Annotated in this window: 18 protein-coding genes; 14 read left to right on the top strand and 4 right to left on the bottom strand. The window is 46.1% G+C overall.

The annotated features are described in order from the left end of the window. The 6 genes from LKD42_RS13665 to metA form a co-directional block, all read left to right on the top strand. The coding region (locus tag LKD42_RS13665; RefSeq protein WP_248836021.1) for an RNA-guided endonuclease TnpB family protein at positions 1 to 278 on the top strand (278 nt) is incomplete at its 5' end. A gap of 231 nt (positions 279 to 509) precedes the next feature. Next, entirely contained in the window at positions 510 to 977 is a 468-nt protein-coding gene (locus LKD42_RS13660) for a hypothetical protein (RefSeq protein ID WP_248836020.1), read from the top strand. A gap of 73 nt (positions 978 to 1050) precedes the next feature. Beyond that, the gene (locus tag LKD42_RS13655; protein WP_022119391.1) at positions 1051 to 1869 is read left to right on the top strand and encodes a pseudouridine synthase; all 819 of its coding nucleotides are present in this window, start codon (positions 1051 to 1053) and stop codon (positions 1867 to 1869) included. Continuing rightward, a complete protein-coding gene (gene ligA, locus LKD42_RS13650; protein ID WP_248836019.1) occupies positions 1845 to 3806 on the top strand; it encodes an NAD-dependent DNA ligase LigA in 1962 nt (653 codons plus the stop codon). The genes LKD42_RS13655 and ligA overlap by 25 nt, the downstream gene beginning before the upstream one ends. Before the next feature lie 7 nt (positions 3807 to 3813). Then, positions 3814 to 5418 carry a cardiolipin synthase gene (gene cls, locus LKD42_RS13645; protein ID WP_248836018.1) on the top strand — a complete coding sequence of 535 codons (1605 nt, stop codon included), beginning with the start codon at positions 3814 to 3816 and terminating at the stop codon, positions 5416 to 5418. 52 nt (positions 5419 to 5470) lie between these two features. Continuing rightward, positions 5471 to 6412 carry a homoserine O-acetyltransferase MetA gene (gene metA, locus LKD42_RS13640; protein WP_147631741.1) on the top strand — a complete coding sequence of 314 codons (942 nt, stop codon included), beginning with the start codon at positions 5471 to 5473 and terminating at the stop codon, positions 6410 to 6412. Between the two features lie 91 nt (positions 6413 to 6503). Here the strand turns inward: metA and LKD42_RS13635 are convergent, their stop codons facing one another. From LKD42_RS13635 to LKD42_RS13625, 3 genes are all read right to left on the bottom strand, one after another. Then, the gene (locus LKD42_RS13635; RefSeq protein WP_022119395.1) at positions 6504 to 6836 is read right to left on the bottom strand and encodes a helix-turn-helix transcriptional regulator; all 333 of its coding nucleotides are present in this window, start codon (positions 6834 to 6836) and stop codon (positions 6504 to 6506) included. 130 nt (positions 6837 to 6966) lie between these two features. Then, positions 6967 to 7200 (bottom strand): helix-turn-helix domain-containing protein, encoded by a 234-nt coding sequence (locus LKD42_RS13630; RefSeq protein WP_022119396.1) that lies wholly within the window; start codon positions 7198 to 7200, stop codon positions 6967 to 6969. Between the two features lie 135 nt (positions 7201 to 7335). Next, positions 7336 to 7674, bottom strand: a complete 339-nt coding sequence (locus tag LKD42_RS13625; protein ID WP_248836017.1) for a helix-turn-helix domain-containing protein — start codon at positions 7672 to 7674, stop codon at positions 7336 to 7338. Between the two features lie 222 nt (positions 7675 to 7896). On the opposite strand from LKD42_RS13625, the gene LKD42_RS13620 reads away from it, so the two are divergent. Then, a complete protein-coding gene (locus LKD42_RS13620) occupies positions 7897 to 8067 on the top strand; it encodes a hypothetical protein (RefSeq protein WP_248836016.1) in 171 nt (56 codons plus the stop codon). A gap of 6 nt (positions 8068 to 8073) precedes the next feature. On the opposite strand, the gene LKD42_RS13615 is transcribed toward LKD42_RS13620, so the two are convergent. Then, on the bottom strand, positions 8074 to 8520 hold the full coding sequence (locus LKD42_RS13615) for a CYTH domain-containing protein (protein WP_022119399.1): 447 nt from the start codon (positions 8518 to 8520) through the stop codon (positions 8074 to 8076). 153 nt (positions 8521 to 8673) lie between these two features. On the opposite strand from LKD42_RS13615, the gene LKD42_RS13610 reads away from it, so the two are divergent. The 7 genes from LKD42_RS13610 (at position 8674) to yihA (ending at position 16594) form a co-directional block, all read left to right on the top strand. After that, positions 8674 to 9225, top strand: a complete 552-nt coding sequence (locus LKD42_RS13610) for a DJ-1 family glyoxalase III (protein WP_248836015.1) — start codon at positions 8674 to 8676, stop codon at positions 9223 to 9225. After that, complete coding sequence (locus tag LKD42_RS13605) at positions 9222 to 10055, top strand: DUF975 family protein (RefSeq protein ID WP_248836014.1); 834 nt, start codon at positions 9222 to 9224, stop codon at positions 10053 to 10055. Before LKD42_RS13610 ends, LKD42_RS13605 begins: the two co-directional genes overlap by 4 nt. A gap of 210 nt (positions 10056 to 10265) precedes the next feature. Next, the gene (gene tig, locus LKD42_RS13600; protein WP_173866927.1) at positions 10266 to 11585 is read left to right on the top strand and encodes a trigger factor; all 1320 of its coding nucleotides are present in this window, start codon (positions 10266 to 10268) and stop codon (positions 11583 to 11585) included. 42 nt (positions 11586 to 11627) lie between these two features. Continuing rightward, on the top strand, positions 11628 to 12209 hold the full coding sequence (clpP, locus tag LKD42_RS13595) for an ATP-dependent Clp endopeptidase proteolytic subunit ClpP (RefSeq protein WP_022119403.1): 582 nt from the start codon (positions 11628 to 11630) through the stop codon (positions 12207 to 12209). A gap of 87 nt (positions 12210 to 12296) precedes the next feature. Further along, positions 12297 to 13592: an ATP-dependent Clp protease ATP-binding subunit ClpX gene (gene clpX / locus LKD42_RS13590; RefSeq protein WP_022119404.1), complete on the top strand. Its 1296-nt coding sequence runs from the start codon at positions 12297 to 12299 to the stop codon at positions 13590 to 13592. Continuing rightward, the gene (gene lon / locus LKD42_RS13585) at positions 13592 to 15928 is read left to right on the top strand and encodes an endopeptidase La (protein ID WP_248836013.1); all 2337 of its coding nucleotides are present in this window, start codon (positions 13592 to 13594) and stop codon (positions 15926 to 15928) included. The genes clpX and lon overlap by 1 nt, the downstream gene beginning before the upstream one ends. Before the next feature lie 27 nt (positions 15929 to 15955). Beyond that, positions 15956 to 16594, top strand: a complete 639-nt coding sequence (yihA, locus tag LKD42_RS13580) for a ribosome biogenesis GTP-binding protein YihA/YsxC (RefSeq protein WP_147631748.1) — start codon at positions 15956 to 15958, stop codon at positions 16592 to 16594. Positions 16595 to 16744 lie beyond the last annotated feature (150 nt).

The raw sequence follows: 16744 nt of genomic DNA, 5'->3' as shown, positions 1-16744 counted from the left end.
TAAAAAATCATCGTTTGGCAAAGTCTATAAGTGATGTATCATGGTATGAGCTGACAAGACAGTTAGAATATAAGGCAAAGTGGAATGGCAGGAAATATGTCAAAATAGATAGATTCTATGCCAGTAGTCAGCTGTGTTCAGCCTGTGGATACCAAAATACAGAGACAAAAAACCTGTCCGTAAGGGAATGGGTATGTCCTGTCTGTGGCACAACGCATGACAGAGATATCAATGCAGCAAAAAATATACTGGAAGAAGGATTAAGACAAATAGCATAAAAATAACAATATAGGGCAGGGACTGTCCGAATTAACGCCTGTGGAGATAGTAGGTTGCGAGGTCTGCGAAGCAGGAAGCCCATTGGCTTTAGACAATGGGTAGTTCACTGTGAGAGAATACAACATGCTCAGATTCAATGAGTACAGTATGAAAAGCTGAAGTATAGAAAAAAAGAAAATGCATATCCTAAATCAGCAAAAAGGCAGAGAGATGATGCAAGGAGGCAGGATATGATTTCTTATGCGGAACAGGAGTTATTGGAAAGCATTGTGAAAAATACGAGCAGGTCGCTTCAGGATATTTATACTGTGTTGGGAAAGGTCTATGACGATGAGCTGGCACTGGATCTGAACATACAGGCGGCAGGCTATTCCGGGATCAAAGAAAAGGCGGCAAACTGTCTGTTTGAGACGGGAAATGTTCCGCCGCTGCTTGGTGTGATGGAGCGGGCGAAGCGGTGGGGAATGCTGCAGGCGAAGACGGCATTAAATGTAAATACCGGATATATGGCGAATATGCTGGCAAAAGAAGAACGGCTTCGCAGAAGTGATATGCAGAAAGCAACGCAGAAGCTGGAAATTTGCGGAAAAGAGTCTGAAACGATTGCCCGGGAATTTTTAAATCTTGAAGAAAAGAATATTCGGATTTTGCAGAACTATTGTCGGAAAAAAGAAAAAAAGAGTGCAAAAAACGGATAAAAGAGAGTGTTTGACGGCAGTTGTACAACGTGTTATACTGTACTATACTTTTAAAAGAGCGGGAGAGAAGAACATGCCGGCAAAAAAAGAAAATCGCATGAGAAAAGAGTTCGAAGAAAAAGATATACACCAGGAAGTGCGGCTGAACAAATATTTAAGTGAGGCGGGCGTCTGCTCAAGGCGTGAAGCAGACCGCCTGATCGAAGAAGGAAAAGTATTTGTGGACGGCGTGCGTGCAGAAAATGGCAGGAAGGTAACGGACGAGATGGAGATCACCGTCAACGGAAAACGATGCAGCAGAGGGCAGAAAATGGTTCTGCTGGCGTTTCACAAACCAGAGGGCGTAGTCTGCACGACGGACAGACGCTGGAACGATGTGACCGTGGAGGATGTGCTTCAGTATCCGACACGCGTTTTTTCGGTTGGAAGGCTGGATAAAGATTCCGAAGGACTGCTTTTGGTGACAAACAACGGAGATATCATCAATCAGATCATGCGTGCCGGTAATTATCACGAAAAAGAATATCTGGTGACGGTGGATAAACCGGTCACAGAAGAATTTGTCGAGCAGATGAGCCGGGGTGGGATCCCGGTTCTGGATGCCAGAACCAGACCGTGCAAGGTGGAAAAGATCGGAAAATACCGCTTCCGTATCATTCTGACGCAGGGACTGAACCGACAGATCCGCCGTATGTGCGAGTATTGTGGCTGTCGTGTGAAGAAACTGGTGCGGGTGAGGGTTATGAACATTGAGCTTGGTAATCTGCCAAAAGGACAGTACCGGGATGTGACGGAAGCAGAAATGCAAGAACTTTACCGGCAGTTACGGGCAGGAAATAAAAAAGCAGGAAAGAGCAGGAGGGGAACATGGACAAAAAACGCGAGAGAATGAAGGAGCTGACAGAGCTTCTGACAAAAGCAGGGAAAGCCTATTATCAGGAAAGCCGTGAGATCATGAGCAATTTTGAGTATGACCGGCTGTATGACGAGCTCCAGAAACTGGAAGAAGAGACCGGGATCGTCCTGGCAGGAAGTCCGACCAGACAGGTCGGTTATGAAGTGCTCGAAGAGCTTCCGAAAGAGCGACACGAGCAGCCGATGCTTTCTCTTGACAAGACAAAAGAAGTCGAAGTGCTGAAAGATTTTGTCGGTGCCCATAAAGTGCTGCTCTCCTGGAAAATGGATGGACTGACCGTCGTACTGACATACCGTGAAGGTACGCTTTTTAAGGCAGTCACACGCGGAAACGGTGAGATTGGGGAAGTTATCACAAACAATGCCAGAGTTTTTGAAAATGTTCCGCTTACGATACCATATAAGGGCGAGCTGGTCCTTCGCGGAGAGGCGGTTATTTCTTATAAAGATTTTGAGAAGATCAATGAAGAGATTGCAGATGTGGATGCAAAATACAAAAATCCGCGAAATCTGTGCAGTGGGTCTGTGCGTCAGCTGAACAATGAGATCACTGCCAGACGCCATGTACAGTTTTTTGCATTCTCCCTAGTGCGTGCGGACGGCGTGGATTTTGAAAATTCCAGAGAAAAGCAGTTTATATGGCTTTCGGAGCAGGGATTCAATGTGGTAGAGCACAAAATGGTGACAAGGGAGACTGTGGAAGAAACCGTTGCCTGGTTTGCAGAAGAAATCGAGAACAATCCGATTCCGTCGGACGGACTGGTAGCCATCTATGATGACATCGCATATGGCATTTCCCTTGGACGGACGGCAAAGTTTCCAAGAGATGCCTTTGCATTTAAATGGGCAGATGAGATAAAGGAAACGCATCTGCTCTCGATCGAATGGAGTCCGTCAAGAACCGGGCTGATCAATCCGGTTGCGATTTTTGAACCGGTGGAGCTGGAAGGAACAACGGTGAGCCGTGCCAGTGTACATAATCTCAGCATTATGAAGGCACTGCAGCTTGGCATCGGTGATACCATTCAGGTTTATAAGGCCAATATGATCATTCCGCAGATCGCCGAAAACCTGACCAGAAGCGGAAACATAGAGATTCCGCAGACCTGTCCGGTGTGCGGCGGCGTAACCAGAATACAGAGGACGGCAGATGTGGAGACCTTATACTGCACCAATCCGGAGTGTCAGGCAAAGAAAATCAAATCTTTTGCACTGTTTGTCAGCAGAGATGCGATGAATATGGAAGGAATGTCGGAAGCGACTCTGGAAAAATTTATCGGAAGCGGATTTATCCATGAATTTGCAGATATTTTCCAGCTTTCCCGATATAAAGATGCGATCGTTGAGATGGAAGGATTTGGCGAAAAATCCTACGAAAAACTGATGGCGGGAATCGAGCAGGCAAGAAATACGACACTGCCGCGGCTGATCTACAGCCTTGGAATCCCGAACATCGGCGTTGCAAATGCGAAGATGATCTGTAAGGCGTTTGATTATGACCTGGAAAAGATCCGCACTGCAGATGCCGAGACGATGGCGGGGGTAGACGGCATTGGAGAGGTGATCGGAGCAGCGGTTGCCGATTATTTCCGGGATGCGAAAAAGGCAGAGCAGCTGGATGATCTGCTTGAGGAGATCCATCTGGAAAAATATGTGCCAAATGAAACAGAACAGATCTTTGCAGGCAAGAATTTTGTGATTACAGGCTCGCTGGTTCATTTTGCAAACCGCAATGAGCTGAAAGCAAAAATTGAAGAAAAAGGCGGAAAAGTCACAGGTTCTGTCACTTCAAAAACGGATTATCTGATCAACAATGACACACAGTCATCTACTTCAAAAAACAAGAAAGCAAAAGAATTAGAGATACCTGTCATTTCAGAAGAAGATTTCCTTGGTATGCTGGAACAGAGGTGAGAATAGCATGGCAGAGAAAGAAAAAAAGCAGTCGGTACAGACGATTCAGACGAAAACGAGGGTAGAAAAAGGAAAAAGCGGTATTGCCAGTGTGATTTTTGGCAGGACCGGTATTATCATACTGTTGATCTTGCTGCAGGTCGGTTTTCTGATCGCAGGATACACGTATCTGCAGGGCAAGATGTACTTCATCGATTCTGTTGTGAAGGCAGCAGCGGTGATCCTTGTCATTTATCTGACAAATAACCGGAGCAATCCGGCTTTTAAGATGGTATGGATGACGATCATGCTGGTTGCACCGGTGTTCGGTGTGTTGCTCTATATTTTTGTGGAGTTTCAGGTCGGAGTGCGGTGGCTCAATGCAAGGCTTGAACATATGCATGAAATGACAAAAAAGCACTGGACGCAGGATGAAGCTGTACAGGAGCAGCTCAAAGAAGAGGATTCTGAGGTTGCATCTCTGGCACATTATGTCTGTGAATACGGCGGATTTCCGGCATATGAAAACACCGGCGTCAAATACTTCAGCTGTGGGGAAGATAAGATTGAAGAACTGATCCGTCAGCTGGAAAAAGCGGAGAAATTTATTTTCATGGAGTATTTTATTGTAGCGAAAGGCTACGTGTGGGATCGGGTGCTGGAAGTGCTCAAACGAAAGGCAGCCGAAGGCGTTGAAGTGCGTTTCATGTATGACGGTACCTGTACGGTATCGCTTTTGCCGCCGAATTACCCGAAAAAACTCGAACAGGAAGGGATTGCCTGCCGTGTGTTTTCGCCGATCCGGCCGGCTCTGTCCACACATCAGAACAACCGTGATCACCGAAAAATCGTGGTGATCGACGGCAAAGTGGCATTTACCGGCGGCATCAACCTGGCGGATGAATATGTGAACCGCAAGATCCGTTTTGGGCACTGGAAAGATACGGCGATCATGCTGGAAGGAGACGCAGTGCGAAGCTTTACGCTGATGTTCCTGGAGATGTGGAACGTGGCCAAAAGCGAAAAAGTAGAAGAGTTTGATCCGTATCTGGATGTCATATACGAAAGAGAAAAACATTCCGGCGAAGGTTTTGTGATTCCTTACGGCGACAGTCCGATTGACGGAGAACACGTAGGAAAAATGGTGTATATGGATATTCTGAATACCTCAAAACGGTATGTACATATCATGACACCTTACCTGATACTGGATAATGAGATGATGACAGCTTTGAAATTTGCGGCAAAACGCGGGGTGGAAGTGATCATTATTATGCCGCACGTGCCGGATAAATGGTATGCTTTCGTCCTGGCGAAAACGTACTACAATGAACTGCTCGATGCCGGCGTGCAGATTTATGAATATACACCGGGCTTTGTGCATGCAAAAGTATTTACAAGCGATGACCGCAAGGCCGTAGTCGGAACCATCAACATGGACTATCGCAGCCTGTATCTTCATTTTGAATGTGCAGCTTTTTTATATGAGAACAGTGAAATCCCGGCGGTGGAGAACGATTTCCAGGAAACACTGAAAAAATGTCAGAAGATCACACAGGAAGATTACAAAAAGCAAAAGAGCTTTGACAAGATCGCAGGAAGTATCCTGCGTGTATTTGCACCGCTTATGTAGAAATAGGACGACGGTGCCACAGAAAACGAAACACTGAAGGAGGACAATTATCATGCCGATCAAGGTTCAGGGCGATCTGCCCGCAAAAGAAATACTGGAAAGAGAAAATATATTTGTGATGGATGAGAATCGGGCGATGCATCAGGATATCCGTCCGATCCAGATCCTGATCGTGAATCTGATGCCGCTCAAAGAAGAGACCGAGCTGCAGCTTTTGCGATCCCTTTCCAATACGCCACTCCAGATCGATGTGACCTTTTTAACGATGAACAGTCACGAATCCAAGAATACCTCTACCAGCCATCTGAATAAATTCTATCTGCATTTTCAGGATGTGAAAGAAAATAAATACGATGGCATGATTGTCACCGGTGCACCGGTCGAGAATATGGAGTTTGAAGAGGTGGATTACTGGAAAGAGATCACGGAGATCATGGACTGGAGTGAGACGCATGTAACCTCCACCATCTTTTTGTGCTGGGCGGCACAGGCATCTCTCTATCATTTTTACGGTCTGAAGAAAAGACAGCTTCCGCAGAAAATGTTCGGTCTGTTCTGGCATCGCGTGCTGAACCGCAAGATCCCGCTGGTGCGTGGCTTTGATGATGTCTTTCTTGCACCACATTCCAGACATACTGAAGTTTCCATCGATGACATCCGTGCGACAAAGGAGATCACGATTCTTGCAGAGTCCGATGAGGCAGGATTTTTCCTCGGTATGGCAGACGGCGGAAGAAAGATCTTTATCATGGGACATCCGGAATACGACCGTGTGACTCTGGATGGAGAATATAAGAGGGATCTTGGAAAAGGAATGGATATCCAGATGCCGAAAAATTATTATGAAAATAACGACTGCAAAAACAAACCGCTGCTTCTGTGGAGAGCACATGCAAACAATCTGTATACAAACTGGCTGAATTATTATGTATACCAGAGCACCCCGTTTGACCTGATGGGAACACCGGATTTTTCCAGCATCTCCATGGATTAAAACTTTATGAGACATTATTTTTAGATGCATAAGAAAAGAACACGCCCACTTTACCGGATCTTCCGGCGAAGCGAACGTGTTCTTTTTTGCCCTAATCTTTCAGAGATTTGTCGGACAATCCCTGAGCATAGGCGACAAGCCTTGCTTTGTCAACCGTATCCAGATCGTGAAAACAATCAAGCAGTGCAATGTCTTCGTTGGGAAGAGGACTTGTTGCGGATGGTTTTCTTACATCAGAGCGTCCGATCAGATAATCGGTGCTGACATGGAAAATATCTGCCATTTTGATCAGAGATTTCAGACTTGGCAGATGCTTTCCGTTTTCGTACGCACTGACGGTTTCCTGAGATACTTCCAGCTCCAGACTGAGGCGAAGTTGTGTGATATTCTTTTCGGCACGTAATTCACGAATGCGATTTTTCATTTGTAACCTCTCCTTCTCCAATATCATACAATTTATACTTGTATCGCTCAGAGGCAGCTGTTATAATAAAAACAAGTACAACCTGTAAAATATATGGGGAGAACAGGTAAAGATGCCAAAACTTCGAAAATCAGTCGAAAGACAGAAGAGAAGCGGGAGAAACGTTCAGAACGTCTGCAATCGTAAACAGCTTTTCAAGGGAGATCGAAGTGATCTTTCCCGGAGCTTCCAGATTGCTCAGATGTGTCCGGCTCATCGATATCAGGGCGGCAAGTTCCTCCTGTGTGAGTCCGCGCAGTTTGCGGTAACGGGCGATATTCAGCCCAAGCTGCTGCAGTTGTCTGGGATAATTTGTGTTTGACATGAGTTGATACCTCCGCCAAAACTTTATATGTGGAAAATGAGAATAAAAAGGCTCAGCAGGTTCATTTTGCAAAGCCACATATTGCAAAACAAGAGAAAAGATATTATAATAACAAAAGATTATAAAAGAAATGGCTCAGTGTTTTTCCATCTGTTTTCTGTAACAGGCATAAGATAAGACTTCGTTCAGTGCCGGGGAGGCCATATCCTGGCAGGTTGCAAAGAGGAGATACATTTCGGTACTGGCAAAGGGGTATTTCTCCGGACAGTCGGTCATGCCGACCAGATAGTCAAGTGAGGTATCATAAAATTCTGCCAGAAGCTTCAGTATATCCAGAGGTGGCACACGCAGGCCGTTTTCGTAGTTGCTGTAGGAAGAACGGCTGAGATGGATTTTTGAGCAGACATAGGACTGTGTGTAGTTTGCTTTTGCACGGAGAAATTTCAGACGGTTTGCAAGATCGTTTGTGTTCATGAAGAACCTCCCATATAGTATATTTGTTGTTGGTGATGCAGTGAAAAATGCCATTAAGCCATAAAACGGCTCCTGTGCAGACATATCGTGGTTTTGGACGTTTGCCCCTGACATCTTCACAGTTGAGTATAACATAAAAGCCTTGGGTTTGGGGAAAATAACAGAGTTTGAGGAAGAGAAGTGGGAATTGACAGAATGAAATGGAAATATTTGCGTTATGTAATGAAAAACAAAAACAGTAAAAATCCGTGGAAACGGATAATTGTAAGATGGTACACGATGTTCTTAAGGCGAGGATGCCGCAGAGAACGGCGGTATCTGGCAAAAAGGTATATTCGCGTCGCACCGCCGAAATACACGGCAAAAGATATTCTGCAAAAAGCAGGAAAGTAAACAGATTCAGCGGCTTAAATAGCTGTTGTGATAACGCCCGTCAAATGTGACATCTTCCCCGAACCAGGCGGGCGGACAGAAAGAATTGGCACTTGCTTCGTCCGGGAATTCGACTTCGGCAAGAAGCAGGCCTTTGCAGGGTTCATAAAATACATCCAGTTCGATGGTAAGACCATTCTCCATAGGGATCAGATAACGTCTCTTGGAGATCAGTTTGCCGTCGATTTTTTCTTTCAGATGGGCATAACCTTCTGCACCGAGCGGCAGGTTGTATTCTTCCCGTGCCATCAGGCCGCCGGATTTGTAGGTGAGGATATAGTCGTCGTCCTGACGGCGGATGCGGACGACCGGTTTGCGGCAGAGATAGCCCTGCTCGATCAGAACACTGCGGCAGGATTCAAGATCCGCAGGAAGATTTTTTTCATCGATCAGATATTTTCGTTCAATTTCCATAAATCAGTACCTCCTGAAAAAAGAATATCGCAGAAAACAAAAAAGTGCAAGTACAAGTAGATTGGGACTGGAAAGAAGCGTCTGTTTTTGGTAGAATGTCAGATAGATCAACAGGAAATAACAGGGTATGCAGATACCGGAACGGAGGATAAAATGAGTAGAGTTGGGATTTTTCTTGCAGATGGATTTGAAGAGATCGAAGGGCTGACGGTGGTTGACATCTTAAGAAGAGCCGGGATCGATATTTCCATGATCAGCATCAATGGGAAAAAGAAAGTGACGGGAGCACATGGGATCGCTTTAGATATGGACGAAGATATCGTACAGTGCGATCCGGATAAACTGGATATGCTGGTGCTGCCGGGCGGTATGCCGGGCACGACGAATCTTGCGGCATGTGAAAAGCTGACGGAGGCACTGAAAAAGGCAGACCAGGAAAAACGCGGGATTGCGGCGATCTGTGCGGCACCGAGCGTGCTTGGTGACCTCGGATTTCTGAAAGGGAAAAAAGCCGTCTGCTATCCGGGATTTGAAAGCCGTCTGACCGGAGCCGAAGTGCTTGCAGTTCCGGTCGTAACAGACGGGCACATTACCACGAGCCGCGGCATGGGAACGGCGATCGCATTTGCACTGGAACTGACGAAAAGACTGAAGGATGAAGAGACGGCGAAGCAGGTTGGCCGTTCGATCCTTTATAACGTATGATATGGACGATACGTGATCTTAAGAAAAAAGCACGGAAACTTCTGAAAAACTGTTACTGGCCGGCGGTTGCAGTCTGTCTTCTGACGACGATGCTGACCGGATGGATTGGCAGTGCGGGCATCGGTATCGGCAGGATCCAGGCAGAAAATGCATCCGGGCTTGAGATGTCAGAGCAGCGGATGCGAGAACTGAAAGATGATCTGAAAGACCGCAATCCGATCGCAGAATATAAGATCAGCATTGTACAGAAACAGCTGAATCTGCTGGTCTTTGTCTTTGCGGTCACAGCATCGATCGTGATCGTGGTGCTTGGTCTGCTGGTCATCTTCTGTATCGGTAATCCGGTGAAGGTCAGTTCCAAACGTTTTTTTATGTGCAACCGGAAAAGGACAGCCAACATCGGCATGATTCTGTATGTGTTTCGGAATCACTATACGATGCATGTGACAGTGGCGATGTTTTACCGTACAGTCAGTATCATAGGGCATGGTTTGTTGCTTATCGTACCGGGCATTATAAAGCATTATGAGTACAGCCTGATTCCGTATATTCTTGCGGAAAATCCGACCATGCAGTATAAAAGGGCGGCACAGCTCAGTACAAAAATGTCAGAAGGGCAGAAGATGGCGATGCTGAAAATGGATCTGTCCTTTCTTTTCTGGGAGATCGCGGGAATTTTTTCACTGGGTCTGGTTTCGGTGTTTTACACCATGCCGTACCGGGAGTTTGCAAAGGCCGGGCTTTATGAAGTGCTGCGGCAGAATGCCCTTGCGGACGGGGTTTGTGACAGCACGGAACTGCCTGGTTTTGAGACGGATCTGGGCGTATAAGTGCCGGATTTATGAAATTTTTAGAAAAAAGTTATGGTTTTGTTGAAAAAAACAGTGGCATTTTGAAAGGTGCTGTGTTATACTTCTAGAATGACTGCAAGTATGTAAAGAAATCTACAGACCGCTGATGCGGCGTAGGGTTATGGGCAAGATGATAACGGATTGCACATATCCGCTTGACTTATAGAATTAAGGAGGACATAGGAAATCATGAGTTTACAGGTGGAAAAGTTAGAGAAGAACATGGCGAAGCTGACAATCGAGGCTTCCGCAGAAGAGTTTGAGGCTGCTGTTGAGAAAGCATATCAGAAAGCAAAGAAAAGTATCTCTCTTCCAGGATTCCGCAAGGGCAAAGCACCGCGAAGAATGATCGAGAAAATGTATGGTACAGGTGTTTTCTATGAAGATGCAGCAAACGAGCTGATCCCGGATGCATACAGCAAAGCACTGAGCGAGTGTGAGGAGCAGATCGTATCTCAGCCGAAGATTGATGTGGTTCAGATCGAGTCCGGCAAACCATTTATTTTTACTGCTGAAGTAGCTCTGAAACCTGAAGTAACTCTGGGTGAGTATAAAGGAGTAGAAGTTGAAAAAGCACCGGTTGAAGTAACGGATGCTGAGATCGACGCAGAAGTTGACAAACAGAGAGAGCAGAATGCAAGAACCATCGATATCGATGACAGAGCAGTTGAAAAGGGCGATATGATCAAATTAGATTTTGACGGTTCTGTTGACGGCGTTCCGTTCGACGGTGGCAAAGCAGAAAACTATGACCTGACTGTTGGTTCCGGAAGCTTTATCCCGGGATTTGAAGATCAGCTGGTAGGTGTCAAGATCGGTGAAGAGGTAGACGTTAAGGTTACTTTCCCGGAAGATTACCATGCAAAAGATCTGGCAGGAAAAGATGCAGTTTTCAAATGCAAAGTAAATGAAATCCACGTAAAAGAAGTTCCGGAAGCAGATGATGATTTCGCACAGGATATTTCTGAATTTGATACACTGGCTGAGTACAAAGAAGACATCAAGAAAAATCTGATGGAGCAGAAAGAAAAAGAAGCAAAAGCTGCAAAAGAGGCAGCTGTTGTTGCTAAAGTTGTTGAAAATGCAACCATGGAAATTCCGGATGCAATGGTAGATACACAGGTTCGCAACATGGCAGACGATTTCGCAAGAAGAATCCAGTCACAGGGACTGACCGTTGACCAGTACTTCCAGTTTACAGGCATGACAGCAGAAAAACTGTTCGAGCAGATGAGACCGGATGCACTGAAGAGAATCCAGAACAGCCTGGTTCTTGAAGCAGTAGCAAAAGCAGAGAATATCGAAATTTCTGATGAAAGAGTAGAAGAAGAACTGCAGAAGATGGCAGACGCTTACAAGATGGAGCTGGACAAAGTGAAATCTCTGATGGACGATGCAGCGATTGATCAGATGAAAGATGACCTGGCAATCCAGGCAGCAGTAGATCTGGTAAGAGATGCAGCAAAAGAAGTAGAAGCAAAAGAAGAAGAGAAAAGCGAAGAAGCATAAGCCGATTGACAGACAATGATGGCAAGTGGAAGGAGTGTTGACATGAGTTTAGTACCTTATGTCCTGGAACAGACCAGCCGCGGTGAGAGAACTTACGACATTTATTCAAGACTTCTGAAAGACCGTATCATCTTTCTTGGAGAAGAAGTAAATGATGTAAGTGCCAATCTGATCGTTGCACAGCTTTTATTCCTGGAATCTGAAGATCCGGGAAAGGATATTCATCTGTATATTAACAGCCCGGGCGGTTCCGTGAGTGCAGGATGGGCAATTTATGATACCATGCATTATGTGAAATGTGATGTTTCCACAATCTGCATGGGCATGGCAGCAAGTATGGGTGCATTCTTACTGGCAGGCGGTGCAAAAGGCAAACGTTTTGCACTTCCAAACGCAGAAATTATGATCCATCAGCCATCTGGCGGAGCGCAGGGACAGGCATCTGATATCAAGATCGTAGCAGATAAGATCATTGATACCAGAAGAAAGCTGAATGAGCATCTGGCAGCAAATACTGGTCAGCCGCTCAGCGTGATTGAGGTAGACACAGAAAGAGATCATTACATGAGTGCCGAAGAGGCAAAGGCATATGGCCTGATCGACGATGTGATCAGCAATCACTAGATACAAAGGAAGGGGTGTTGCCATTATGCAACGCCCCTTTTTCGATTGAAACAGAATGATGTTGATATTGTTATTTGGAGGTTTGAAATGGCAGGAAAAATAGGAGAACAGAAAGTAAGATGTTCCTTTTGCAATAAATCAGAAGATCAGGTGCGCAAGCTGATCGCAGGACCGGATGGGGTTTATATTTGTGATGAATGTATCGAAATCTGTGACGAAATCCTGGAAGAAGAATTAGAAGATGAATTTAACATGACGGTGGATGAGGAGATCAATCTTCTGAAACCGGAGGAGATTAAGGCATTCCTGGATGATTATGTGATCGGACAGGATGAGGCCAAAAAAGCACTTTCTGTTGCTGTTTACAATCATTACAAGAGAATCCTTGCAGGAAAAGATCTGGATGTAGAACTGCAGAAAAGTAATATCCTGATGCTTGGTCCGACCGGTTCCGGTAAAACACTGCTCGCACAGACACTGGCGAAGCTTTTGAATGTACCGTTTGCGATCGCAGATGCGACAGCACTGACGGAAGCGGGATATGTCGGCGAGGACGTGGAGAATATTCTGCTGAAGATTATTCAGGCAGCAGATTATGATATCAAGAAAGCAGAGCATGGTATCATTTATATTGATGAGATCGACAAGATCACAAGAAAATCGGAGAATGCATCGATTACCCGAGATGTGTCCGGTGAAGGTGTGCAACAGGCACTGCTGAAAATCCTGGAGGGTACGGTTGCTTCTGTTCCGCCTCAGGGAGGAAGAAAGCATCCGCATCAGGAACTGCTTCAGATCGATACCACAAACATCCTCTTTATCTGCGGCGGAGCATTTGAAGGACTGGAAAAGATCATCGAGAACCGTACCGACACTAAGGCGATCGGCTTTAATTCGGCACTTCAGGAGAAAAAGACAGAGGATGTCGGAGCTGTACTCAAACAAGTACTTCCGCAGGATTTCATTAAATTCGGTATGATTCCGGAGTTGATGGGTCGTGTGCCGGTCATCGTTTCTCTGAATCCGCTGGATCGTGACACCCTGATCCGTATTTTGCAGGAGCCGAAGAATTCCATCGTAAAACAGTACAAAAAACTGTTTGAGCTGGATGGCGTGGATCTGGAGTTTGATGATGGTGCAATCGAGGCCATTGCAGACAAGACACTGGAGAGAAAGACAGGTGCCAGAGGTCTGCGTGCGATCATGGAACAGGCTATGATGGATCTGATGTACCGCATACCGTCCGATGATACGATCGCTTCCTGCGGTGTGACAAAAGAAGTGATCGAAGGCACAGGAGAACCAATCCTCACACATAAAGAAAAAACAGCCGCAAAACCACGCGGCAGACGCTTTAAAAATGGAGTTGAAGAAACAGCATAATGAGTGAAGAAATAACACGTATGCCGGCAGTTGCACTGCGAGGGATGACGATCCTGCCATCGATGATCGTGCATTTTGATGTAAGCCGGGATAAATCGATAAAGGCGATCGAACAGGCGATGACAGCGGACCAGAAACTGTTTGTGGTGACACAGAGAGATCCGGAAGCTTCAGATCCGGGGATCGATGATCTGTATCACATCGGTACCGTTGTGGAGATCAAACAGCTTGTGAAATTACCGAAAAATATTATACGCGTACTGGTAGAAGGCCTGGAGCGTGCGGAACTTTTGGAAATGGAAGTATCTGCCGGATATCTGGACGCCAAAGTTGCAACGTTCCCGGATGTCAAAGATCAGGATTATCCGGGAAAAGGCGATGAAGTCGGACAGCAGGCGATGATCCGCAATCTGAAAGAACTGTTTCAGAAGTACGCACAGGCAAACGGCAAGATCAGCCAGGAGCTGGTGCGTCAGATCATGGAGATCGAAGATCTGGAGCATCTGACAGATCAGATCGCGATCCATATTCCACTGTACTATGAAGAAAAACAGAGGATTCTGGAAGCTGTTTTTCTGTATGACCGCTATGAAGAGCTCTGTGTGATTCTTGCAAACGAAGAGAATATCATGCGGATCAAAGTGCAGCTTCAGGAAAAGGTAAAGGCACGTATCGACAAAAATCAGAAAGAATATATTTTAAGAGAACAGCTGAAATTAATAAGAGAAGAACTGGGCGATGACACAACGCTGGATGATGCACAGCATTTTCTGGAAGAAACGGAAAAGCTGACGGCAGGCGAAGAAGTCAAAGAGAAGATACGAAAAGAGATCAAACGCTTTTCTAATTCGGCAGGCAATACTTCTGAAGCAGGAGTGATCCGTGGCTATATCGAGACACTGCTGGAAATGCCGTGGGATAAAATGTCTGAGGATAACGAAGATATTTCCGCAGCGAGAAAGCAGCTGGATCAGGATCACTACGGACTTGAGAAAGTAAAAGAGCGTGTGTTAGAATTTCTGGCAGTCCGGACGCTGACCAGGAAAGGGGACAGTCCGATCCTCTGTCTGGTTGGCCCGCCGGGAACCGGTAAGACTTCCATTGCAAAATCCATTGCGGAAGCACTGAACAAACAATATGTCCGCATCTGTCTTGGCGGTGTGCGGGATGAAGCTGAGATCCGCGGCCACAGAAGAACATACGTCGGAGCGATGCCCGGGCGTATTGCGAACGGACTGAAAATGGCAGGCGTCAAAAATCCGCTGATGCTGCTGGATGAAGTAGACAAGGTGAGCAGCGATTACAAAGGCGATACTTCATCTGCTCTGCTGGAAGTCCTTGATCCGGAGCAGAATGTCAGATTCCGCGATCATTATATTGAGATCCCGGTGGATCTTTCAGAAGTTTTGTTTATCGCAACGGCAAACGATGTGCAGGGGATCCCGCGTCCGCTTCTTGACCGTATGGAACTGATCGAGATCTCCAGCTATACGGAGAATGAGAAACTGCATATCGCAAAGGAACATCTTTTGAAAAAGCAGATTCGAAAACATGGATTGGAAAATTATACCTTTACCGTTTCGGACGGTGCTCTGAAAAAGATGATCACATCTTATACAAGAGAGGCTGGAGTGCGGGGACTGGAGCGTCGCATCGGCGAGATCTGCAGGAAAGCGGCAAAAGAGATCCTCGAAGAGAAAAAAACGGCAGTCCGCATCACAGAGAGCAACCTGAGTCGTTATCTCGGAAAAGAACGTTACCACGTAGAAAAAGCCAATGAAAAAGATGAGGTTGGCATCGTACGCGGTCTGGCATGGACCAGTGTCGGCGGTGTAACCTTGCAGGTGGAAGTAAACTGCATGCCGGGCAAAGGTGATTTCAAGCTAACTGGTCAGATCGGGGATGTGATGAAAGAGTCCGCACAGACAGCAATCAGCTACATCCGATCTGTCGGGGATAAGTGGAACATCGACCGGGGGTTCTTCCGGGAACACGATATACATATCCACATTCCGGAGGGGGCGGTTCCAAAAGACGGACCTTCCGCAGGTATTACGATGGCAACAGCGATCCTGTCGGCGATCACGGAGATCCCGGTCCGTGCAGATGTTGCCATGACAGGTGAGATCACATTGCGGGGCAGAGTGCTGCCAATCGGCGGACTCAAAGAAAAGCTGCTGGCAGCGAAAAATGCAGGTATGCACAGGGTGCTTGTGCCGGAGAAAAACCGTGTGGATGTGCAGGAGATATCCGGCGAAATCAAAAAAGGACTGGATATCCGTTTTATGGAAAATATGGATGAAGTGCTGGAACTGGCACTTTGCAGCCAGAAATAGAACAAAAGGAAAACAGGAGGAAACGAGATGATCGTAAAGAATGCAGAACTGGAAACTGTCTGTGGCATTACCAGCAAATTGCCGGAAAACGGGCAAATAGAAGTGGCATTTGCAGGAAAGTCAAATGTAGGGAAATCTTCTCTGATCAATGGGCTGATGAACCGAAAGTCTCTTGCACGTACCAGCTCGGCACCGGGAAAGACGCAGACCATCAATTTCTATGCCGTGACCGGACGCAGAGAGACAAAAAAAGAAGCACAGGGCATGGTGTCTGCGGATGAGAAGGTTTATCTCGTGGACCTTCCGGGCTATGGTTATGCCAAAGTTTCGCAGAACGAAAAGCAGAAATGGGGCAAGATGATCGAAGATTATCTGCATAAATCCTCACAGTTAAAAGCAGTCTTTCTGCTGATCGATATCCGCCATGATCCGTCCGCAAACGATAAGCAGATGTATGACTGGGTTCTGCATAATGGATTCTCACCGATCATTATCGCTACCAAGTTAGATAAGATCAAGAGAAGCCAGGTGCAGAAACAGGTCAAAGCCATCAAACAGGGATTGCAGGTAGAAAAAGGGACACGGGTGATTCCGTTTTCCGCAGAAACAAAGCAGGGAAGAGAAGAAATCTGGAGTGTGATCGAAGGATTTCTGGATGCGGAATAAAAATTTATCGTTGATTTCCTGGCAGGTGTAAAGAACTGAAATGCCGCACATTTTAAAATAGTGTTTGCAAAAGAATAGTATTGCATGTGCAAATGAACGAATTCCCCGAAGGGCACGTAAAAGTGCCTTCCCTGGAATTGTTCATTTTGC

Source organism: Hominisplanchenecus faecis, from assembly GCF_020687205.1.
Taxonomy (GTDB): Bacteria; Bacillota; Clostridia; order Lachnospirales; family Lachnospiraceae; genus Hominisplanchenecus; species Hominisplanchenecus faecis.
Note: the sequence above shows the minus strand (reverse complement) of the source record. Positions and strands in the feature narration are given on the sequence as shown.